This window comes from Marinagarivorans algicola (genome assembly GCF_001292705.1).
GTDB classification, from domain to species: Bacteria; Pseudomonadota; Gammaproteobacteria; order Pseudomonadales; family Cellvibrionaceae; genus Marinagarivorans; species Marinagarivorans algicola.
On sequence record NZ_LGAK01000054.1, the window covers coordinates 12,478 to 35,595 of the forward strand.

A 23,118-nucleotide genomic window follows, 5' to 3' on the forward strand; every position below is an offset into this window, starting at 1 on the left:
GTTAACATAGCGCGGCAGGATAGTTTGTGGGCATTTTAGCCATGTAACAGGCTGTTAACCCCTTCGAAGTAGACTATTATAACGTTAAAAAACGTCCAAGGGCTGACACTGACGGGAACAATAATATGAAAAAACGTATCTTGGGATTACTTGGGGCTATTGTTTTAGCGACTCAGGTCAATGCTGACGAAGTTCAACTGCGCGCCGATTACCCTGACCAACATGTTGTTGTAAAGGGCGATACCCTATGGGATATTTCTAATACGTTCTTAAATACCCCTTGGATGTGGCCTGAAATTTGGCATGTGAACCCACAAATTGAAAATCCGCATTTAATTTACCCTGGCGATATTGTGCGCTTGATCTACCTCGACGGCAAGCCGCGTATTGTGATTGATCGGGTGGTTAAGCTTTCCCCGAATATGCGTGTCGTTGATGAGCGTGAAGCGATCGCTTCTATCCCTCTTGAGCGCATTAATAACTTTTTATCACGTAGCCGTGTGGTAGATGACGGTGTGTTAGAAGTGGCACCTTATGTTGTCTCGGGCGAGGACAAGCGTTTATTAACTGGTGAAGGCGATCGTGTTTATGCTCGCGGCGACTTTGATGCCAGTGTGGCAGCCTACGGCCTTTATCGTAAAGGTCAGGTATACAAAGACCCTAAAACCAATGAAGTCCTAGGTGTTGAGGCAACAGATATTGCCTCTGGTCGGATGCGCGCTTTAGATGATAGCGTGGCGACTTTAGCGTTAACGCGCTCTACGCAAGAGGTTCGTATTGGTGATCGTTTATTGCAAGATGAAGAGCGCTCGATAGAGTCAACGTTTTACCCTTCTGCGCCTGATGTAGCTGTTGATGGCGAAATTATTGCCGTTGAGGGTGGCGTTACCCAAGTCGGTAAAATGAGCGTGGTTGTACTCAACCGCGGTGAACGTGAAGGCATTAAAGTGGGTAATGTACTGGCTATTTATAAGCGTGGCGGTGAAGTGCGCGATCGACTCAAAGGTGATATCGTCAAGCTGCCAGATGAGCAAGCGGGCTTATTGATGGTATTTCGTATCTTTGAAAAACTCAGTCTAGGTTTGGTGTTAGAAGCCGAGCGTCCCTTATCGACAAAAGATTTAGTCAAAAACCCTTAAAGCAGTGACAGTGATTGACTTAACTCTCTAAACAGCGGCCCAAGGCCGCTGTTTTTATTTGCGTGTTGTGATTTTTCAGCCAAGCTGAAATTTATTAGCGCTAAACTTTGGCACCTCTGAATAGTTACGTTGTGTTTAACTATAGTTGTGTTTAGCTATAGTTGTGCTTCACTATAAATAGTGACATTTTGTTTGATGTTGCGTGTTGATAGGATTAAGGACGATGCAGTTAACCTCTATCGAGCAACTCATGTTGCTACAGCGCTTACCTCAAACAGGGATAGCGGCTTACTGGCGAGTATTAGAGCAGTTCTCTAATTTAAATACTGTGTTTGAGGTGCCACCGGCAACGCTAAAAGGTTTGTTGCATGAACAAGCTCGCGAGTGCTTGCTTGCCCTTCAAAAGCAAGGTGAATCCCACCCCTTATTACAGGTCGTCCGCAAAAATATTGCTTGGCTGCATGAGCGTAATATTCATATTGTCCATATAGATAACGAGTACTACCCGTCATTGTTGCGTGAAGTCAAGCGCGCGCCACTGCTAATGTATGTTTGGGGTGATCCGACGTTATTGAATTTACCGCAAATTGCTATAGTGGGCAGTCGTAGCCCCACAACGGGTGGGCGCACGAATGCAATCACATTTTCGCGGGGGCTTGCTGAGGCGGGCTTTACGATTACGAGCGGCTTGGCGTTAGGTGTGGATGTGGCAGCGCATCAGGGGGCGCTGCAAGCAAAGGGTCGTACGCTAGCGATATTGGGTACAGGCATTGACCAAATTTATCCAGCGCGTCACGTGCATATTGCCGAAGATATTGTCGCCGCTGGTGGCGCGGTGGTGAGTGAGTTTCCACTAGGTACGGGGCCATTGCCCAGCAATTTTCCGCAACGCAATCGCATTATCAGCGGGTTATCGTGTGGTGTATTGGTGGTGGAGGCCGCTGTTAAAAGCGGCTCGTTAATCACAGCTCGCTATGCGTTGCAGCAAGATCGTGAAGTGTTTGCGATTCCTGGCTCTATTCAAAATCCACTGAGCAAGGGTTGTCATGCATTGATCAAAGAAGGCGCCAAACTTGTTGAGTGCCCCGAAGATGTGGTTGAAGAGCTGCAAGGCATTTTGGCTTTTAAGCATACTGAGCTCGTCGAAAAACACGTGCAAGCGCCAATATCTCGAGACGTAGGGGGTGAGCACAGTAGCGACGAAGAGCGAATCTTAACGTATTTAGGTTATGATCCGGTGTCTTTTGATGCGTTAGCGGAGGGTACTGCATTGCCTACGGGCGAGTTAATGGCCCGCTTAATGACAATGGAGATTAAAGGGTTGGTGACCAATATGGGACATGGATATGCCAGAGTGCGCAGTTAATCATTCTCTAAATCGTATAGGTCAGCCCAATAATGGGTATAAAGGCACTTTATTTAACATTTTGGCTTAGAGTCAGGGGCTACAGCTGGACGTTTGGGTATAACCACAGTAAAATTGTTGGCCTTAATTTAAGACTCGAGTTTTATGCATCCGTAGCTCAGCTGGATAGAGTAGGTGGCTTCGAACCACTTGGTCGGGGGTTCGAATCCCTCCGGATGCGCCACTATCAAAAACCCGCCTTATGGCGGGTTTTTATTATCTAGCGCTACACTATAGTGCTTATAATTTAGCCATTATTGGCCAATATATATGCCTATCATTCGCATCACTTCATTACCCTTTGAGAACCAAAACAGCAATGCTTGGTCGGAAAAGGTTTGTGAACACTTTTCGCGCTCAACCGAAATTCCGCTTGAGCACGTGTCTACAACTTGGCAACTATTACCCGGTGGGCATTATGCCTATGGCGGTAAAAGCTGTGCCTTTCAGCCGCAAAATTCTCACCCTATTATCGCTGAAATTATGCTGCCTGATTTTTATAGTATGGATCGTATTGAAAAGATCATTCACTCAACGGTGGAAGCATTGAGTTTTGTGGCAAGTATGCCTAAAAAAAATATCTTTGTGCAGGTGAATCGTGCGCGCTCAGGTTCAGTGTATGACGAAGGGCGTATTGTGCGTTGGTAGGGCTACCTTTAAGTTAATCAATAGTTAGGACTATGTATGTTGTTGCAAACAAAAGTAGTATTTCTGAGCATTCTCATGACGGGTTGTGCATCACAGCAGGTTCAGCAGCAAATGCTTGAGCTTCAAACAGCACACGAGACGCAAGCCGAACAGCAGCAGCTGCTTTTGGTCTCACAGCAAGAAAGTCTAGAGCAATTATTGGAGCAACAAAACCAATTACAAGAAGTGCTTGAGGTTAACCAGTCACAGCTACAAAAACTATTGCGTGCTAGCAATAAACCCAAAGTGAAAAAAACTGTAAAGCTGCAGGCCAAGCCACCCGCTACCGAGGAGCCTGATCTGACGGCTGAAGTTCCGGCACCGCAAAAATTCACACTAGGGCGCGTTGAATTAGTATGGATTGATAAACTTCAGCGCTACTTAAAGGCGCGTATCGATACTGGCGCCAAATCGTCGTCTATTCATGCGACTGATATTCAGTATTTTGAGCGCGATGGTAAGCAGTGGGTGCGCTTTAATATGTTTACTCACAAAAGGATTGTAAAAGAAGCCGCGCCAGCAAAAGATGGAGCTAAGGTAAGTGCACAAACCGCCATTTTTGAAGCGCCAGTCGTTCGTACAGTGAAAATTAAGCAGGCATCTGCCGAAGAGCTTGATAAGCGCCCCGTTGTCAAAATGCGTATACGGATTGGTGATTACGAAGATGATGTTGAGTTCACGTTAAATAAACGCTCTAATATGTTGTATCCTGTACTGATCGGTCGCCGCTTTTTACAGGATGTTGCGATTGTTGATGTAGGCCAAGTATTTATTCATAAACGCAAACAAGATTAGGCGGATTCATGGCAAAGTTTAATCGGCAAGTGAGTTATTTTGCTATTGCGTTGTGTGTACTAGGCGTTGCTTTAATCGCTTTTAGGCACTTTGTATCGGGCATTCCCTTTTTACCTGGCGCCAGTCAAACTTTGTGGGCGGTTGAGGCGAAAATTCAGTTTGAAGCTGATAAAGGCCCAATAAGTGTAAGCTTTACCCTGCCTAACGAGCATGCGCAGTTTGTACAGGTCAATGAGCGCACTGCCAGTCCAGGCTTTGACTTGATGTTTGATGAAGGCCCTAAAGCCCGAGTGGCCAAATGGTCGATCAACGAGGCCAAGGGTAAGCAAACACTGTACTACTTAACCGAGCTTAAAGTTGCACCGAATACGGCTGCTTCACCTGCCGATCGCCCAACGATTGAAAAGCCACGTTTTTTAGGTTCTACCGCCACAGCGGCAGGCTCTGTATTGAGCGATGCAAACACCGCCTCGACTCATCCTTTTGATATTATCGAAGCGCTTATTAAGGCGTTTCAAACACCCAATCAACAAGCGCAGTTGCTATTGCAAAAGTCTACGGTGAGCCAGCGTATTGTACAGTTGTTGATGCAAGCTGATATTCCCGCTCGCGAAATCGATGTGTTGGTCTTAAAAGACGGTGGTCGTCAGCAACCTTTACGCACTTGGATTCAAGTTTTTGATGGCGAAGCTGTACGTATTTTTGACCCTTCAGGCAAATATAACCCAGCAAAAACGCCTTGGGTGATTTGGGAGCAAAATGATGGTGGTGTGATTGAGTTAATGGGTGGACACGGCGCTACGGTGGGCTTCTCCATGCTACAAAAACGCGTGCCTATTGTGAGTGAACTACGCAAAGCCCAAGCACAAGCGGAGCCAGGCTTGCTCGACGCTTCGATCCATAGTTTACCGCTGAGTGAGCAGGCACTTTTTAAGGGCATTTTACTGGTGCCTGTGGGCGTTTTAATTGTTGTACTGATGCGCACCTTGGTGGGCTTAAAAACCAGCGGTACTTTCATGCCTGTGTTGATTGCTCTGGCTTTTATGCAAACAAGTTTAGCAACAGGCTTAATTGGCTTTGCCTTAATTGTGGGTATGGGGTTGATGATTCGCTCTTACTTCTCACGTCATAACTTGTTGTTGGTAGCCCGTATATCGCTGGTGATTATATCCGTGGTTTTAATTATGGCTTTATTCTCGGTGGTTGCATTTCGCTTTGGATTATCGGAGGGTTTAAAGCTCACCCTATTCCCGATGATTATTTTATCGTGGACCATAGAGCGCATGTCAATTTTATGGGAAGAAGAAGGCGCCAAAGAAGTGGCCTTGCAAGGTGGCGGCTCTTTATTTGTGGCACTGCTAGGTTATATGGTGATGACCAACGGTCTCGTCCAGCATTTAACGTTCCACTTTTTAGGCCTGCAGTTTATCTTTATGGCTATTGTGTTGATGTGTGGCAGCTATACCGGTTACCGTTTATTAGAGCTAAAGCGTTTTAGGCGCTTTTTGGCGAATTAATGATGAGTACTCCTATTTATAATCGCCTAATTACACCGCTTAAAAAGCGCATAATGCCTTGGTGCATCCCTTATTTTAAGGTGCATGCGACCCTTAAGAAAAAAGGCATTATGGGGATGAACTGCCGCAATATTCGCTATATTGGCCGTTATAATGCGCGCAAGCTTTACCCTTTGGTCGATGACAAGCTCAAAACCAAAAAGTTGGCCATGGTCAATCATGTTAATGTGCCAGATTTACTCGATGTTGTTAGCGAGCAGCATGATATTCCTAACATTCATGCAAAAGTAAAAGGCACCGCGGGCTTTTGTATTAAGCCGGCGCAAGGCTCTGGCGGCAAAGGTATTTTAGTGGTTTTACCTGCGGATGCCGAGGCCCAAAAAGAGGGCGTTAGCTGGCAGCGCACGAATGGCAAACCGCTCAGTCAGCAAGATATCGAGCGCCACTTATCTAATATATTAGCGGGAATTTTTTCGCTAGGTGGTAAAAGTGATGTGGCAGTGGTTGAAGAGTTGATTCAGGTAGATCCGGCCTTTACCAAATACACGCACCAAGGTGTACCCGATTTACGCATTATTGTGTTTCAGGGTGTACCCATTATGGCGATGATGCGACTGAGTTGTGAAGCCTCAAAAGGTAAAGCCAATTTGCACCAAGGCGCCGTGGGCGTGGGCATTGATATTGCCACTGGCGCGGCTATTAACGCGGTACAGCACGGCGTAGATATCACGCACCACCCTGATACGGGTCAGTCGTTGAGTGATTTGGTGGTACCGCAGTGGGCGCAAATGCTGCAGTTAGCGTGTGCCTGCTATGACATGACAGGTCTTGGTTATTTGGGCGTCGATATTGTATTAGATAAATTTAAAGGTCCTTTATTATTAGAGCTTAATGCGCGCCCAGGGTTGGCTATTCAGGTGGCTAACAATGCGGGTTTATTACCGCGTTTAGTGGCGGTAGAGTCACGTATACAAACCCATAAAACGCTCGGTAGTATTGATGAGCGCATTGCCTTTATCCAACAATTCTTAACGGCTCACCGTGCATAAATAGGACAACACCATGGCTTTAACTGAATCGACAATGTTAGCGCTAAATAGCTTGGCACCGCATTTCGCACTGCCCTCGACTGACGGTGATATCGTCAGCCTAGCAGACTATAAAGCAGCCAAGGGCTTGGTTGTCATCTTTATTTGTAATCATTGCCCTTATGTTGTTCATATAGCGCCTGCGTTGGCCAAAATAGCGAGAGAGTACCAAGCCAAGGGTATTGAGTGCGTGGCGATTAGCAGTACTGACGTAAACGCATACCCAGCCGACTCTTTTGATTTGATGAAGGCTGAAAAAGAAAAACAAGGTTATGGCTTCGCGTATTTATATGATGAAGACCAAAGTGTGGCTAAGGCATACAAAGCGGCGTGTACACCTGATATCTATGTGTTTGATGCGCAGCAAAAGCTGGCCTACCGTGGTCAATTTGATAATACGCGGCCAGAGCGCATTTCATCGGGCAATTATGATTCGAGCAAAACGCCAGCAACCGGCGAGCTCTTAAAAGCGGCGTTAGATTTAATTGTCGAGGGCAAGCCTGTCCCGACCGATCAAGTCCCGTCAATGGGGTGCAATATTAAGTGGAAGCCTGGTAACGCGCCTGAGTATTTTGCTTAAGAGCACGCATGATATGATTTCTTGAGCGGCCTAAAGCCGCTGTGCTTGATACCCAAATTATGACAAAAACACTCGTATGGGCGACCCGCCCGAGCCATCAAAATAGCGCCTGGCAGCAACAGTTGGCGCGTTTAGATGCTGATATTTTGACTATACCGCTACTGGCTATTGTGCCTGTAATGGGTGAGCAAGACCGGCAAGCAATCAAAAAAAATGTGCTGGATTTAGATCATTTTGAGCATGTGATTTTTGTGAGCCAAAACGCGGTAGCGCACGCCTTCAAATGGTTTGAAGACTATTGGCCGCAGTTGCCGGTAGGCGTTAACTTTTATGCGGTAGGTGCCAAAACAGCCGCCGCGGTGCGCAGCTACGGTATAACCGTCACCGAATGTGGTGAAGCGATGAATAGCGAGGCAATTTTGGCACTACCAGCTTTGCGTGATGTGAGTGGGCAAAAAGTGTTAATTTGCCGGGGTAAAGGAGGGCGACCCAAATTAGCAGTAGCACTGACCGAACGCGGTGCGCAAGTACGCTACTGCGAACTTTATGAGCGCCAGCTACCTGTAACAGCTCATGAACAAAGCCTTTTGATACCTGCGGCAACGAAGCATGTTATTCCGCTGTTTAGCGGTGATACACTCGTTAACCTCATGTGCGTATTACCCGCTACAATCAATAGAAACCGTATTGTGCTGGTGCTTCCTGCTGAGCGCGTTGCCGAGCAGGCTCGTCAATTGGGCTTCCATGATATACGTATCGCCAAAAACGCGAGCGAAGCGGCTATGCTTGAGTCGATCAAGTTGGCTCTTTTATCGCAATGAGCTTGCCGTGCAGCTTAACTTCTTTTTAAGGATTATCTATGAGTGATAAGCCCCAAACTCCTGACTCGATGACCCATCGCGCATCAACAGATGATCGTGAGCTAACCGATAGCGCTTCAACACACGGCAGTACTCAGCAAAATACCGAACAGTCGCCCACCGCATCGCCAAACACATCTCCCATACAAGAGCCAGCGGTTGACTCAGGCGATGAGGCAATACCATCGGCCGCTGCTACCGAGCAAAAAGCGGTTACCGAAAACAAAGCAGCGGTTAACGAACAAGAAGCCCTCACGCCCGATGAGCCCAGCTTATTACCACCCAATAGCGCTTTATCCTCTAAAGATACAAGCGCACCCGATAAGCAGCGTTCAACGAAAGGGGTGTGGTTTGTTGTGGTGTTTATGTTGCTGGGTTGGGGCGCTACAGCGTTTGGGGGTTATTGGGTGTATTTGCAGCAGCAAGCTAGCGCACAAAGTACTGGTGATTTAACCGCCCAGTTAGGCGAGGTTAAAGCACAAGTACAGCAAACACTCGCGCAAAGCCAGAGCAAAGCAACTCGCGAGTTGACGGAGTTTAAGCAAGGCGTCAATGCTGAACTCAAAGCCATAGAGCGTGAAGCAGCAGGTGACTTACAGCGCTTAGCAGGTCAAATCAAAGAGCATGAAGCGCGTCTTAATGGTCAGCAAACTCGATTGGCTGGGCTAACGACCACATCGCGTGAAGACTGGTTGCTCGCTGAGGCCGAGTATTTACTGAAACTGGCCAATCAGCGCGTGTTACTCGAGCGCACCCCAGACAATGTTGTGGCGTTACTCAGTCGTGCCGATGAGATTGTTGAGCGTGTGAGTGCTGGCTTAGGGGATCGTGAATTATTTGCTATTCGTAAGGTACTGGCCGAAGAAATTACGGCTTTAAAAATGGTGGAGCCGGTTGATACCCAAGGTATTTATTTAAAACTAGGTGCTGTAGCCAATACCATTAACAATTTAGCCACCTTACCGGCAGAGCAAGAGCGCTTTAGTGCGTTACCGGCGACAACCTCAGCGCCTTTGGCTCAAGTGTCGTCAACGCAAACCGATGTCAGTGAAACCTTTATTGAAGAGTTTAAGCGTGAAATGGGTAACTTCTTCATATTTGTACGCAGTGCGTTTAGCTGGTATTCAGAAGATGAACTGGCTAACCCTATTGTGAGCCAACAACGCTTACAGCTGATGCAATTAAATACACGCTTGTTGATTGAGCAGGCGCAAATTGCATTACTCAAAGAAGAGCCCGTCACGTATAGCGAAAGCTTAAAGTCAGCCAGCGCGTTAGCATCACAATACTATTTTGATTCTCCAGCGCGACAGACGTTGGTGAACGAGCTTCAGGCTTTAGCGCAAAAAAATATAGCACCCGAGTTACCGGATATTTCAGAGTCTCTTAAGTTATTACATACCTATAGTGCCGCACAACATCGTATTAATGCACCCAGCGCAGGCCAGCTCAGTAGCCAAGGAGCGCAGTAATGCATAAGTTTTTATTGTGGTTATTGGTCCCGTTTGTGGTTATTTGCTTTTTGGCGGTAGTGGGTATTCCGCTGATGCAAAAAGATGCCGGTTATGTATTAATTGCCATTGGCGGCTATGTCATCGAAATGCGATTTTGGATGGCGGTTATTGTATTGTTGCTTATTTGGTTCTGTTTATGGGCTGTTAAAACCGTAATGAAAGGAACATGGCGGGCGACCATTAAAACCTTTAATTGGTGGCCGGCCAAAGCACAAGCTTTATTGTGGCAGCGCCAAGAGCGTGCCATGGCAGCCTTGTGGGAGGGCAATATTCAAGAAGCCCATCGTAATTTTACACGTATTGCTAAAACAAAAGGCCAAAATAATAATGTACTCAGCCTTATTAATGCGGCGAATACCGCGAGTGATCTTGCACTGTTTGACGATGCAGAGCATTACTTAACGCAGGCCGAAGCACTTGAGGATAAGACTCATGCTGCTAGCCTTTGGGTGAGTCGTGCACGGCTTTACCAAAAGCAAAATAAAATAGATGAGGCGTTGGCGTTAGCCAATAAAGCTTTAAGCCATCATAAATTGCACCCCGGTGTATTGGCTATGCTGCTGGGTTTGTACCGTAAGCAACACGATTGGCTAGCACTGCAGTCACTCTTGCCGCGTTTTAAGAAAATACACTTGCTGGCAGATGATGATTTTTTAGCGCTAGAGCGTGACATTTACCAAGGTTTATTAACACAAGCCGAAAACGCCAAAACCTTAACCGAGCAGTGGCAGGCCATTCCTAAAAGCAGTAAAAATGATAAGCCAATAGAATATTGCTATTTACGGCAGTTATTGCATTTAGGCTGTGATGATGCTGTGGAGCCTATTCTGCGTAAAATGTTAAAAAAGCATTATGACGACGAGTTAATGACTTTATTTGCACGCACACGCACCCAAGATGCCGGTGCTCAATTGCAATATGCACAGCGATGGCTTGAGCATAAAGCCGATAGCCCTATTTTGTTATTGGCGCTAGGGCGTATCGCGATGCGTGCCGAGCTTTGGGGCAAAGCTAAAGACTACTTTGAGCAAAGCTTACAATTGCAGCCCTCGCCAGAGGCCTATGCCGAGCTGGCCCATTTATTAGCGCAGCTGGGTGAATACCAGGCCAGTAATGCGTTATTTGAGCAAGGCTTATTATTTTCGGCCAGTAAGGCACAACCGGTTGCCGACTCACTCGATACGAATAAGCCTGCCGTTAGTGCACTGGCTAAAACGTCTTCATAATAAAAAAGCTTATCGGCAGCTCTGACAGGTTGCCAATAGCGTATATTAAGCCCTCTCTATGCGAATTTTTACCTATTCACCGCCATCGGGTATTCCGCCCGTTATTTATGAAGATGCCGATTATTTGGCGATTAATAAACCTTCAGGTTTACTGAGTAACCCAGGCATTGCCGAGTGTACGCACGATTGCGCATTAACGCGTTTACAGCAGGCGTATGGCGAGGTTTTTTTGGTGCACCGGCTCGATTGCGATACCTCCGGTGTGATGTTTTTTGCAAAACACAAAAAAGCCGAAGGTGCCCTAAAAAAAAGATTGCAGCATCGCGAGGTGCACAAAACCTATATGGCTTTAACGTGGGGAATCCCTGAGCTTAGCCACGGTATTATTGATCAACCCTTAGCGGCTAACCCAGCCGATAGACCTTTGCAGCAGGTGAGTGCAACAGGCAAAGAAGCGATCACCGCTTATACCGTTTTAGACTCTAACCCTGATAAGCACTGTGCATTATTAAAGCTAGAGCCAACAACGGGGCGCACGCATCAATTGCGTGTACATTTACACTACTTAGGCCATCCTATTTTAGGTGATACTTTTTATGGACACGAGCAATGCCAAGCTGCCAAGCCACGCTTATGTTTGCATGCCGAAAAAGTAGAATTTGTGCAGCCTTTGAGCCAGCAAGCGGTTGAGGTTTTGATACCGGCAGATTTCACATAGTTTTTTAGCTTGCCGCTCGTTATAGCGTGGGCAATGGCTAATACGCCTAGCGCGCTTAACCTATACACAAAAAGCCCGAATCACCCCTTCTAACGTTTTAACCGCAGGCGCTAATTCACTTAAGGCAATGTACTCGTTGGCTTGATGTGCTTGATCGATAGAGCCAGGCCCCATAATGACGGTTTGTAGGCCCTGCGCTTGTAAAAAAGGGGCTTCGGTCGCAAAGGCAACAGACTCGGGGTTATGGCCGGTGAGTTTTTTGACTGTTTCAATCAATGCGCTATTGGCGGGTTGCTCAAAGGCCGGTACCCCAGGAAAGAGCGCGCTAAATATAATATCTGTTTGTGTCTGCTCGGCAATGGGTGTTAGGCGTGTTTGCAGGCCTTGGCGTAGTTCATCAATACTCATACCCGGTAACATGCGCAAATCAAAATGCAGCTCGCATGCGCTGCAAATACGGTTGGGGTTGTCGCCACCGTGTATGCAACCTAGGTTGAGCGTAGGAACTTGAACTTCAAACGTGGGGTTGTGATAGCGCGCTTGTAGATCGGCACGGTAGCTTAAAATTTCGGTCATCACCGTATGCATAGCTTCCATGGCATTATTGCCCAGTGCGGGGTTTGATGAGTGACCGGCTTGGCCATTGACTCGCACCGCTTCCATCATAATGCCTTTGTGCATGTTAACTGGGCGCATGCCTGTAGGCTCGCCAATAATGGCATAGCGGGCTTTGGGAAACTGCTGCTCGCTCAATGCGCGAGCGCCACTCATACTGGACTCTTCATCGGCGGTCGCCAAAATAATGACAGGCTCTTTAAAGCTGACGCCGTCAAATGCTTGCAGCGCTGCCCAAATAGCCGGGAAGAACCCTTTCATATCAGTGGCGCCTAGACCGTAGAGGCGCTCGTGCTTTTGCGTCAGCGTAAGAGGATCTTGCTCCCAGCGCTCGGCGTTGTAGGGTACGGTATCGGTATGACCACTCAATACTACGCCACCATCCCCACTGCCGCGCACGGCAATTAAATTGTATTTATTGGGATAACCTAGCACCGGTTCTATGCGGCAATCAAAGCCTAAAGGTTCAAACCATGTGGCGAGTAAATCGACAACAGCCTTGTTACTGCAATCAAGAGCGGGGTCAGCGCAACTGACAGAAGGTAACGCCACTAACTGGCTGAGCTGTTCGGTATATGTGTGATAATCCATGTTTTATGCCCTATGAGTGTCCTGGAGCGATATTTATGACGGGTGATGACACTGCTTACGGTTATTGTCCGAGCTTTTGCGCTCGCAGTTTAATTTGCGCTTATAGTTTAATAAGAGTGCTCTAGTCCACTCGTGTGGGGCTCTATCATCCACTGCCCGATAATAGCAGTGCGTGCCTCACCACTAATCAGCACGCGATCGCCGTTGAGATTGAGGCTGACATGACCACCGCGGGCAGAAAGTTGCTGAGCCTGCATATGCATTTTATTAAGCCGCGCTGCCCAAAAGGGTGCCAAGCTCGTATAGGCCGAACCGGTGACGGGGTCTTCGAGTATGCCATATTTGGGTGCAAAAACTCGACACACAAAATCGCATTGACTGGCGGCTGCTGTCACATAATGAATAGGCTCAGGCAGTTGGCTAATTGCATGGCTATTGAGTGTTAATTGTTTGATTGTTTGGGCGCTATTACAGTAAATAATACTCGCATGCCCATTGCTAAAAACCTCAACATCATCGGTAGTTATGTCGAGCCCAAAGGCGCTGGCATATTGCTCGGCCTGTGATGAGGCCACGGGGCTTTGGTGAAAAGCTTTGACAGGGAAGCTCAGTGTTAGTGTGTTATTGCGCATGACTTTGAGACTACCACTGGCGCTTTCAAATTCAATCAAGTGACCACTGACGCTAAAATATTCAAATAATACATGTGCAGCGGCTAGCGTAGCATGGCCGCACAGGTCTATTTCGTGTGTGGGGGTAAACCAGCGAATGGTGTAGCTGGCGGGGCCCATCTGCACAATGTAGGCGGTTTCAGAGACATTATGTTGCTCGGCAACAGCTTGTAACGTGGCATCGGGAAGCCACTCCTGAAGTAGGCATACTGCCGCAGGGTTACCCGATAAGGGCTGCTGTGGAGTGAGAAAAGCATTAACAAAGTAGACCGTTTGCATGAGGCACCTCAAAGCAGCTCATTAGGTGGATAAAGGTGGCGTGCTTGTTGGCTTAAAGGCGAACAGCCGCCAAATCAATAAAATAGCAGCAATTGCTAGTCCAACGGTTAAAGCGATCCAGTAACCTTGCGCACCTGCGGCCGAGATAATGATATTGGTGTAAGCTAGTACATAACCGAGCGGTAAGCAGACACCCCAAAATGCCAATACAATAATCCACATCGGAAGTGCGGTATCTTGGTAGCCGCGCAAGCCATTGACAGCGACTACCTGCAAAACATCGACTAACTGAAATATAGCAGCCAGCTTGAGTAGTCGGGTCGCAATAGCAACCACTTCAGGCTCTTGGGTGTACATATTAGCCAATAGCTCACGGCCAAAAAATAAAATAGGCACATTAATACAGGCAATGGCCAGCGCTAATAGAAGTGAGCTACGTGCAACTAGGCGCGCGCGCCCAAGTGTTTGCTCACCGACCAAGTAGCTTACGCGCAGTAGTACAGCCATTCCTAAGCTTAAGGGCACCATAAATGCCATAGAGGTTGCGTTTAATACAATTTGATGTGCTGCGACCGTTTGTGCACCTAATGGCATCAAAAAAATAGCAATAGCGCAAAACATACTGACTTCAACAAACAAGGTAACCCCAATAGGAATGCCGAGCTTTAAAATACGGCGTATCAAAATGACACTCGGTGTATGAATAGTATGAAAAAAATGAATGTTTTTATTGGCTTTACCCCAGTGTAAGTACACAAGCATTGCGGCTAGCGCGACCATATTGGCTCCAGTGGTTGCCCAGCCACAGCCAATACCACCCAGTTCGGGCATGCCAAACTTACCGTAAATAAAGATGTAATTAAGCGGGATATTGCACAGTGTTCCCAACAGCGAAACAACCATAAACACTTTGGTGTGCCCCATACCATCGGTAAAACCGCGGAGCGCAGTAATAAGCAACAAAGCTGGCACACCCCATACAAAGGCCTGTAAATAGCCCTCTACAATGGCGGCTGTTTTGGCGTCAGCTTTAAATAGCTCAACCAGCGGCATGACATTCCAGAGTAAAAGCATGACACCCAGGCTGCCGATTAAGGCAATATAAATGCCTTGCCAGGCCACAGGTACAATATTGTCAAAGCGTTTGGCACCGTTATGTTCGGCAATAATAGGTTGTAATGCCCCTAGTACACCCATAAAAAATAAGGACAGCGGCACCCAAAAGCTTACGCCAATACCAACAGCGGCTAAATCGAAAGAGCTCGCATTGCCTGCCATCAGCGTATCAACAAAACCATTAGCCATTTGGGCAAGTTGAGCCACTAAGATGGGGGCGCCTAAGCGCAGTAGGGCACGCCATTCGTGTAAGGTTTGTTGGATAAGAGACATAAATTCAAACTAAGAGAAAAGGGCGTGTAATATAGCGTGCTTATTCACTGGGGGGTAGCTGACTGAGTAATTTGCTGCCTTCGCCGTGCAGCACTTTTAAAATTTCTGAACGAGCTTGCAAGCGCGGAATATTACGCGCTTCTAAATAGCGTAGTAGCTGGTCAAAACGCAAGCGTCGCTCTATGCCTTCATTGCTGATATCGCGTCTATCATTAAAGAGATCGAGCAATGTTGAACCACACACACAGTTGCGAAATAACTCAACCAACGGTGCACCGGTATCGCCCGTGCTCGCTTTCAAACCACTATGCCCGATTAAACCTTGAGTTTGGCTAATAAAGCTTTCTACATCGGGGTAGTTACGGCCACAGGTATTGCATGTTTTAGGGAAAGACGATTCTGCTAATGCGGTCAGGCCAGCAAAGAGCTTGGGGTCGTTAATGGCTTGTGGTGTATGCATGGTAAGCCTGCTTTATATCGCTGTGTTAAGTTAATATCACAGCAGCGTTTTTTATATCAGCGCATAGGGTTCAGTGGGCGCTCGATGATGCTGTTTTATACACATAGAGATTATAGTTGAATCGTACGGTGATCGGTTTACAATTTCTTTCGTATTAGTCTGTGCCTTAGCGGGCTTTTATGGATCATTAGTCATGAGGAACTTTTCACATTGGCTATACTCCAAAACACCGTAGAGACTAGCTAGCACTGGCGTACAAGCCATGTGATATATGACACATGTAAGGCTTGGCAGAGTTTCAAAATGAGTGCTACACTCAGTTCGCCAATTTTTATGGAGGTATACACACTATGGGTACAAGTTTGCAACGTATTGACTTGCTTGCTCCCGGACAAAATCTCAACGCCTATATTCAGTCGATCAATCAATTTTCGATTTTGACCGCCGAAGAAGAGCAAGAGATAGCCGAAGACCTTTACTATCGCGAAAGCCTAGAGGCTGCGCGTAAGTTAGTAATGGCTCACCTGCGTTTTGTTGTGCATATTGCCAAATCTTATTCAGGCTATGGTTTGGCCGAAGGTGACCTTATCCAAGAGGGTAATGTTGGCTTAATGAAGGCGGTAAAGCGCTTCAACCCCGAGAAGGGCGTGCGCCTAATATCCTTTGCTGTACACTGGATTAAAGCCGAAATGCACGAATTTATCTTGCGTAACTGGCGCATTGTCAAAATTGCTACGACGAAAGCTCAGCGCAAGCTATTTTTTAATCTGCGTGGGCAAAAAAAGCGCTTAGGCTGGTTGACCCACGAAGAAGCCAAAGCCGTGGCTGCCGACTTAAACGTCGATGTGAAGCACGTACAAGATATGGAAGGCCGATTGACTGCATATGATGCAGGCTTTGATGCCGGCGCCGATGACGATGACGAGTCGACCGCGTATTTAGCGCCAGCTAACATTCTAGAAGACAAGCGCTATGACCCTGCCACAATGGTAGAGGCAGCTAACTGGGAGAAGACCAGTGTCAATAATCTAGAGGTGGCACTAGAGCACCTTGATGCGCGCAGCCGTGATATTTTGCAGCAGCGCTGGTTAGATGACGATAGTAAGTCAACATTGCATGACTTGGCTGCGCAATATGGTGTCTCAGCTGAGCGTATTCGCCAGCTCGAAAAGAATGCTATGAAAAAATTAAAAGCAATTATGGAAGCGTAAATACTGACACTGATGTAATAGTTTAAAAACCGCCGCTAGGCGGTTTTTTTATGCCTGCTTATTTTGGAATAATTAATATGATCAAAGTGTTTTTAATATTTGCTGCGATGAATGGTGCCCTTGCTGTAGTTTTGGGAGCGTTCGGTGCGCACGCTTTAAAACAGAGTTTGAGTGTTCTTGCTTTGCAAACTTGGCATACAGCCGTGCAATATCATTTTGTACACGTATTGGCGTTATTATTTGTAGGCTTATTACTGAAAGTGACTCGCCCATTGCTGCCAGGTAAAGTTGCAGGCGTTGCTTTTATGTTGGGTATCTTATTATTTAGTGGTAGCTTGTACGGGTTGGCCTTGAGCGGCTCAACATGGCTAGGGCCTATAACGCCCTTGGGGGGATTATGCTTGATTGTGGGTTGGATTGCGTTGTTCGTGCAGATTTGGCGAATGCAACCGTAAGTATAATACTTTGGCGTATATTCAAACGCTTTTACGCATTATTGCTCCATGACCGCACACATGCGCTAGACCGCGTTGCGACTTTGGGCGATGATGATTATCCCTATTGTCAGTGCGTTTTGTACCATGTCTTTCATTAATAACTCCACTTCTGCGCCGAGCTCTACTACCTGCACATCGATTGAGCGTAAAGCATTGAGGCATGTGATTGGTGCGATGCCTTTTTTTATCGCTGTTTTTCTTAACGCGTTTATCGACTTGGGGCATAAAATTGTTATACAAAATATTGTCTATAAATTATATGACGGTGCTGAACAAGTCATTCTTACCGCTGTTGTTAATGGTCTGATTTTATTACCTTTTTTACTTTTACTGAGCCCTGCTGGATTTTTATCGGATAAGTTTTACAAAAGCCGTGTGATGCAATTGAGTGCTTGGGCCGCTGTAGGTTTAACATTGGGTATTACAATATGTTATTACTGGGGGTGGTTTGAATTAGCATTTGGCATGACCTTTTTATTAGCTGCTCAATCGGCGATTTATTCACCTGCTAAATATGGTTATATAAAAGCCCTATTTGGTAAAGCGCGTTTAAGTGAGGCTAATGGTGCAGTATCGGCGTTATCGATTGTGGCTATTTTAGCGGGCAGCTTTGCTTATACAATTGCCTTTGAATTACTGTACCCGCAAAATCCACTGGACGAAGCGCAGATTCTTAAGGCAATAGCACCTATTGGCTGGTTGCTGGTAGGCTGTAGTGTGTTTGAGCTGATTATGATGTACCGCTTGCCAGCTGTAGGCAAAATACATTCTGCGGCTGTGTTTAATCGGCGTGCGTTTTTGACGGGGCGTTTATTTTTACAAGACTTAAAGCCTTTAGGTCATAGTCGTGCTATTGCTTTAAGTGTGGTGGGCTTGGCCATGTTTTGGTCTATTGGGCAGGTGTTATTAGCGGCGTTTCCTTCTTTTTTAAAAGCGACAACCGGCGAGCTGAACACATTAAAAGTACAAGCTGTTTTAGCCTGTACTGGTATTGGTATCGCTATAGGCTCTGTTACCGCAGGGAAGATTTCACGTAATTATATTGAGCTGGGTTTACTGCCCTTCGGTGCTTTAGGCATTTTTAGTGGTTTATTGATATTAACGCACTTAAATAGCCTGTTAACGTTTGCCATTTGTTTTTTGTGGATTGGTATTAGTGGCGGACTGTTTATTGTGCCACTAAATGCACTTATTCAATTTCATGCGAAAGGTGATGCCTTAGGCCGTACACTAGCGGCCAATAACTGGGTACAAAATTTGGCGATGTTAAGTTTTTTAGGTGTGACTGTTGCTTTTGCTTTAATAGGTTTGAGCAGTAAAACACTGTTACAAATTATGGCAATGGTGGCATTAGTGGGTAGTTTATATACCCTGCAGCAATTGCCTCAAGCCTTTGTGCGCTTGGCATTGGCGAGTGTTATTTCGCGTCGCTACAAAGTCCATGTACAAGGTTTAGAAAATATGCCCTCGGCAGGTGGCGTGCTGTTACTGGGTAACCATATTAGCTGGATCGACTGGGCGGTTTTACAGCTTGCCAGCCCGCGCCCAGTGCGCTTTGTCATGCTTAAAAGTATTTATCAAAAGTGGTATTTAAAGCGTTTTTTAGATTTAATGGGCTGCATTCCTATTGCACAAGGTGCCAGCGCTCAAAGCTCGATCAAAAAAATAGCGCATTATTTGCAGCAAGGTGAAGTGGTGTGCTTATTCCCCGAAGGCACGATTAGTCGAACGGGGCATTTAGCCCAATTTCGCAAAGGTTTTGAGCGTGTAGCCGCTGTTTGCGCACAACATGATTGCGCTGATATTGTGATTGTTCCCTTTTATCTACGCGGACTATGGGGCAGCCAGTTTTCGCGGGCAAGTCAGCATTTTAAACAGCAGCAACAGCGTAGCATCACCCGTACTTTAATTTGCGCGTTTGGTTTGCCATTGCCACTGGGCACAACTTCTGACGTGCTAAAGCGCAGAGTACACGATTTATCATTAGTGACTTGGCAAGTCTATAGCGCTCAAAAACCGAGCTTAGGCGCTAGTTGGATGAATAGAGCTAAGCAAATCGGCGGGCAGTCTCTATTAATTGCACCTGAAGGTCATCACTTAACCGGTTATGATGCATTGAGGCTATCTCTTATTCTGATGCGTCGTTTACGCTTGCATGATACGCCTGTGATAGCAATTATGTTACCGCCATGCATTGATGCGGCACTGCTTCATATGGCCGCCTTCATGGCGGGTAAGCGTGTAGCTAATCTCAACCCTAACTTGAGTATTGCCACACAACTCAAAACACTGGATACACATATTGTGTACACCACTGCCGAGGCTGCGGCGGCACTTAAGTGCGATGTGACTTTACCGGATGTACTGTGGATTGATATCGCTGCACTTCAAGCGACTCGCCTAGAGCAATGGACTACGCAATTTTATGTTCGCTTCACACCTACCTGGAAGATCAAGTGGCTATCTTTGGCGCCTTGTGTACCCACAAACACGGCTGTTACAGTGTTAACGCCGCATCATGCTATTAACCTTAGTCACCACAATATACAGGCTAATGCGAGCCAAATGGCCGATGTGTTAAATGCCGAGGCGCAAGATCTTGTGGTTGCCAGCTTACCTTTACACCAAGCTTATGGCTTAAATGTGGCTCTCCTAATGCCTCTGCTAGAGGGGATTTCCTGCGCCCCACAGGCGATAAACGACCCGTTAGCCATTGCTCAGGCTGTGAGTCAGCACGAGGCGACTTTATGTTTACTAGACGCTCAAATGCTTGAGCAGTTAACGCAGCACTCTAAAGTGCACTCATTAATGCTAAAAAGTCTACGTGCTGTGATTTGCAGTCATTGGGCTATAGATCAAAAAATGCTAAATGACTTTGAGCTGAAATTTAAATGCAGCGTATTAACAGGCTTTGGTATGAGCGAAACAGGTCCTGTAGTGAGCTGTAATCTACCCGATGCTATCGATACACACCACTGGACCGTTCAGATTGGTCAAAAACCGAGTAGCTTGGGTATGCCGCTACCTGGCACTAGCGTTAAAATTGTTGATAACAACAAGCATGAAGTGTTAGCTGGTGAGTCAGGTCGTATTTGGGTTGCTGGCCCGCAGGTTATGCAGGGGTATCTCGATGCCGACCAGCCGTTTATCATCGAAGATAATGTTCGTTGGTTAGAGACTCAGTTTGTGGGCTTTTTAGATGCCGATGGCTTTTTATTTGTAAGCGAAAGGTCATAACGATGGTATTGCGTTGTTGGCTCTTGTTGCTGGGCTAACTGGCTATTTTATTGTTTTCTTGAATATAAGCTTTATCTGAAGGAGTATATTGTGGAGCATGCTAAATTTCCTTATTTTTGTACTCAACCCAATACCGCGATTACGGTACTGGCAACGGCTCAACGTGTATTGATTGCGTACGAGCGCGAGCGCGACTTTATGTCTGCCCCTAAGGCATTTGTCATTACCGAAGTACCAGCTAATACCGAGATAACGTTGAATGCCTGTCATGCAAATGAAGCGCAGTGGTTAGTGCTCGAGCAAGAGCCCTTTGGTGTTTATCAATATCAATATGACGATAGCTCATATTTTGTTTTTTATGGTGCCGAGCAAATAGTTGATCTACAAGTGAATGACCTAGTGCAGCTTGGTGAGGTTTATCACTGTACTAACCCCTACGAAGCAATTGTGAAATATTGTGCACAGTATCCTAGCCCGGCACATCACCGCGTTGAAGTCACAGAGCCACTACCCACAGCATGAAAATAGCCTTTTTTAGCGCACAGCCCTACGAGCATAATTTTTTTGATGCTTTAAATACCGATCATACTTTGCTGTATATCGAAAGCGCCTTAAACGCTAATACAGTTGCTTTGGCGCAAGGCTGCCAAGCGGTATGTTGCTTTGTTAATGACGTGCTCGATCGTGAGGTGTTATTACGCTTGCAGCAATATAATATTGCCGTTGTTGCTATGCGCTGTGCAGGGTTTAATAATATTGATGTGCCAGTAGCAAATGAGTTAGGTATAACTATTGCTCGTGTACCCGAATATTCACCTTATGCGGTTGCAGAGCATGCGGTAGGTTTAATATTGGCTTTAAATCGACATATACACCGTGCCCACAATCGTATTCGCGAAAATGACTATTCGCTACACGGCTTGATGGGTTTCGATTTGCACGGTAAAACAGTAGGCGTTATTGGTGGTGGTAAAATTGGCTGCGCTTTTGTTCGCATTATGCGTGGTTTTGGTTGCCGTGTGCTGGTATTTGATCCAGGTAAGGCGCCAATTGAAGGTGCCGAGCATGTTGACTTAGACTCACTGTGGCAGCAATGTCAGGTTATCTCTTTGCACTGCCCGCTTAATACGCAAACACACCATATGATTAATGCACAAACATTATCAAAAATGCCCCAAGGTGCCATGCTGATTAATACCAGCCGAGGCGGGCTTATTCATACTCAAGCTGTTATTAATAGCTTAAAGCAAGGACACTTAGGATATTTAGGTATCGATGTATACGAAGAAGAGGCTAGCTTATTCTTCCGTGATCACTCAGATACGATTGTTCAAGATGATGTCTTTGCGCGCTTGACTACATTCCCTAATGTGATTATTACAGGCCATCAAGCTTTTTTTACTCGTGACGCTTTACATAAAATAGCTTTAGTCACTTTAAATAATTTGCATTATTTTGAGCTAGGCGATATTGATAAAATGGAAACCGTCAATTAAATAGTTTTAATTAAGTACAAAGCAATAAATAGCGTGAGAATAGTATCAGTAGTGTTAACGTTTTGGCGCCTCAGAGGCATGATTTTAAATATAAAAAATAATAGTATGGGTTATATATCAACTTGAGTAACCTTTGAGGGTTTCTATTCGAATATATTGTTTTCCAGATTTGCAACTCTGAACTAGTCTAAGTAGACAGGTGTAAGTTTATTTATACGCCGCTTATGTGTCGAATTATTAAGTACGGTATTTAAGTGTGCCCAATTCAGAGTTGCCAATATGGCTGATAAAATAGATCCCAAAGATCAAAAACAGCAAAATGAACTTGATCAATTTACTTCAGGCGATGGCGCAGAAGGTCCGAATCTTGATGCCGAAGAGCGTCAGGCCAGCGACGCCGATTCGGCAGATGAAAGCGCTATTGCTGCGGGTAATTTAAGTTATAGTGACCCTTTTTCGCGTAACGGTATACAGGTTGACGGTACCCCTGCGTTATCGCCTGATGATCAAATTCTTGCGGCCCAAAGCTTAAAAAGTGTTGATGAGCCCAGTGATATAGGGGCAAATATTGCAGATGACCCAGCCACCGAGGCTGGTAGTCAGCTCAATGCAGATACGCAGACGTCTGTGATAGAGCCAGCTGTCAGCGCCAGTGGTGCGGGCGTGCAAGGCCCACAAGGCTTTAGGCGTTCAAATTCACAAATCATAAACCAAGAAAATACGACGTTTGATGCGCCACAAATCAATACTGTTACACCTCAAGATGCTCCTGCACCCTCAACACTAGACCCAGACCCTGTCAACCCAGATTCAATAGACCCAAACCAAACCCCACAAGCAGATCGCGATACCGGCACCGCCCTCGAAGGCGCGGGCGAAACACGCTTTGATGTGTTGGCCAACGACAGTGATGTGGACGGCGATGCGCTGACGCTGATCAATGCCGAAGTCGCCAGCGGCGAAGGTAGCGTGACCATTGAAAATGGCCAAGTCGTCTTTAATCCCGACGACTCCCATAACAGCTTGGCCGAAGGCGAAACCGCCGATGTCACGGTCAGCTACACCATCACCGATGGCAACGGCGAAACCAGCACCGCGACCTTAACTATCACCGTCACTGGCAGCAACGACGGCCCGACGGTA

General features: G+C 46.3%; 21 protein-coding genes and 1 tRNA gene. 18 read left to right on the forward strand and 4 right to left on the reverse strand.

Annotated elements, in window-relative coordinates:
* Positions 1-125: 125 nt before the first annotated feature.
* The 12 genes from AC438_RS14235 to AC438_RS14290 all read left to right on the forward strand — a co-directional run bounded on the left by AC438_RS14235 (position 126) and on the right by AC438_RS14290 (position 11,529).
* Positions 126-1,139, forward strand: a complete 1,014-nt coding sequence (locus AC438_RS14235; protein WP_053981936.1) for a LysM peptidoglycan-binding domain-containing protein — start codon at positions 126-128, stop codon at positions 1,137-1,139.
* A gap of 223 nt (positions 1,140-1,362) precedes the next feature.
* Positions 1,363-2,505, forward strand: coding sequence for a DNA-processing protein DprA (dprA, locus tag AC438_RS14240; RefSeq protein ID WP_238376406.1), 1,143 nt, complete (start codon positions 1,363-1,365; stop codon positions 2,503-2,505).
* 146 nt (positions 2,506-2,651) lie between these two features.
* Positions 2,652-2,728: transfer RNA gene (locus AC438_RS14245), tRNA-Arg, on the forward strand.
* Between the two features lie 86 nt (positions 2,729-2,814).
* On the forward strand, positions 2,815-3,192 hold the full coding sequence (locus AC438_RS14250; RefSeq protein ID WP_053981937.1) for a hypothetical protein: 378 nt from the start codon (positions 2,815-2,817) through the stop codon (positions 3,190-3,192).
* A 36-nt stretch (positions 3,193-3,228) separates the two neighbouring features.
* Positions 3,229-4,026, forward strand: coding sequence for an ATP-dependent zinc protease family protein (locus tag AC438_RS14255; protein WP_053981938.1), 798 nt, complete (start codon positions 3,229-3,231; stop codon positions 4,024-4,026).
* An 8-nt stretch (positions 4,027-4,034) separates the two neighbouring features.
* The gene (locus tag AC438_RS14260) at positions 4,035-5,543 is read left to right on the forward strand and encodes an inactive transglutaminase family protein (RefSeq protein ID WP_053981939.1); all 1,509 of its coding nucleotides are present in this window, start codon (positions 4,035-4,037) and stop codon (positions 5,541-5,543) included.
* Between the two features lie 53 nt (positions 5,544-5,596).
* Positions 5,597-6,592, forward strand: coding sequence for an alpha-L-glutamate ligase-like protein (locus tag AC438_RS14265; protein ID WP_053981955.1), 996 nt, complete (start codon positions 5,597-5,599; stop codon positions 6,590-6,592).
* 13 nt (positions 6,593-6,605) lie between these two features.
* On the forward strand, positions 6,606-7,211 hold the full coding sequence (locus AC438_RS14270) for a thioredoxin family protein (RefSeq protein ID WP_053981940.1): 606 nt from the start codon (positions 6,606-6,608) through the stop codon (positions 7,209-7,211).
* A 59-nt stretch (positions 7,212-7,270) separates the two neighbouring features.
* Positions 7,271-8,032 carry a uroporphyrinogen-III synthase gene (locus tag AC438_RS14275; RefSeq protein WP_156317092.1) on the forward strand — a complete coding sequence of 254 codons (762 nt, stop codon included), beginning with the start codon at positions 7,271-7,273 and terminating at the stop codon, positions 8,030-8,032.
* A gap of 38 nt (positions 8,033-8,070) precedes the next feature.
* Entirely contained in the window at positions 8,071-9,543 is a 1,473-nt protein-coding gene (locus tag AC438_RS14280; protein WP_053981942.1) for a uroporphyrinogen-III C-methyltransferase, read from the forward strand.
* A complete protein-coding gene (locus AC438_RS14285; RefSeq protein ID WP_053981943.1) occupies positions 9,543-10,811 on the forward strand; it encodes a heme biosynthesis HemY N-terminal domain-containing protein in 1,269 nt (422 codons plus the stop codon). The genes AC438_RS14280 and AC438_RS14285 overlap by 1 nt, the downstream gene beginning before the upstream one ends.
* Before the next feature lie 58 nt (positions 10,812-10,869).
* Positions 10,870-11,529 (forward strand): RluA family pseudouridine synthase, encoded by a 660-nt coding sequence (locus AC438_RS14290; RefSeq protein ID WP_053981944.1) that lies wholly within the window; start codon positions 10,870-10,872, stop codon positions 11,527-11,529.
* A gap of 60 nt (positions 11,530-11,589) precedes the next feature.
* Here AC438_RS14290 and argE read toward each other — a convergent pair whose 3' ends face one another.
* The 4 genes from argE to AC438_RS14310 all read right to left on the reverse strand — a co-directional run bounded on the left by argE (position 11,590) and on the right by AC438_RS14310 (position 15,534).
* On the reverse strand, positions 11,590-12,735 hold the full coding sequence (gene argE, locus AC438_RS14295; RefSeq protein ID WP_053981945.1) for an acetylornithine deacetylase: 1,146 nt from the start codon (positions 12,733-12,735) through the stop codon (positions 11,590-11,592).
* Between the two features lie 107 nt (positions 12,736-12,842).
* Positions 12,843-13,685 (reverse strand): PhzF family phenazine biosynthesis protein, encoded by an 843-nt coding sequence (locus AC438_RS14300; RefSeq protein ID WP_053981946.1) that lies wholly within the window; start codon positions 13,683-13,685, stop codon positions 12,843-12,845.
* A gap of 21 nt (positions 13,686-13,706) precedes the next feature.
* Positions 13,707-15,074 (reverse strand): MATE family efflux transporter, encoded by a 1,368-nt coding sequence (locus AC438_RS14305; RefSeq protein WP_053981947.1) that lies wholly within the window; start codon positions 15,072-15,074, stop codon positions 13,707-13,709.
* 40 nt (positions 15,075-15,114) lie between these two features.
* A complete protein-coding gene (locus tag AC438_RS14310; RefSeq protein WP_053981948.1) occupies positions 15,115-15,534 on the reverse strand; it encodes a hypothetical protein in 420 nt (139 codons plus the stop codon).
* 350 nt (positions 15,535-15,884) lie between these two features.
* Here AC438_RS14310 and rpoH point away from each other — a divergent pair, with 350 nt between their 5' ends.
* From rpoH to AC438_RS14340, 6 genes are all read left to right on the forward strand, one after another.
* On the forward strand, positions 15,885-16,745 hold the full coding sequence (gene rpoH / locus AC438_RS14315) for an RNA polymerase sigma factor RpoH (protein WP_053981949.1): 861 nt from the start codon (positions 15,885-15,887) through the stop codon (positions 16,743-16,745).
* Positions 16,746-16,795: 50 nt separating this feature from the next.
* Positions 16,796-17,200, forward strand: a complete 405-nt coding sequence (locus tag AC438_RS14320) for a DUF423 domain-containing protein (RefSeq protein ID WP_053981950.1) — start codon at positions 16,796-16,798, stop codon at positions 17,198-17,200.
* Between the two features lie 126 nt (positions 17,201-17,326).
* Positions 17,327-20,479, forward strand: coding sequence for an MFS transporter (locus AC438_RS14325; RefSeq protein ID WP_162230755.1), 3,153 nt, complete (start codon positions 17,327-17,329; stop codon positions 20,477-20,479).
* A gap of 90 nt (positions 20,480-20,569) precedes the next feature.
* Positions 20,570-21,001 carry a hypothetical protein gene (locus AC438_RS14330; RefSeq protein WP_053981951.1) on the forward strand — a complete coding sequence of 144 codons (432 nt, stop codon included), beginning with the start codon at positions 20,570-20,572 and terminating at the stop codon, positions 20,999-21,001.
* Positions 20,998-21,975 (forward strand): 2-hydroxyacid dehydrogenase, encoded by a 978-nt coding sequence (locus tag AC438_RS14335; protein WP_053981952.1) that lies wholly within the window; start codon positions 20,998-21,000, stop codon positions 21,973-21,975. Before AC438_RS14330 ends, AC438_RS14335 begins: the two co-directional genes overlap by 4 nt.
* A 279-nt stretch (positions 21,976-22,254) precedes the next feature.
* Positions 22,255-23,118: Ig-like domain-containing protein (locus AC438_RS14340; RefSeq protein WP_202904772.1), on the forward strand; the 864-nt coding region annotated here is incomplete at its 3' end.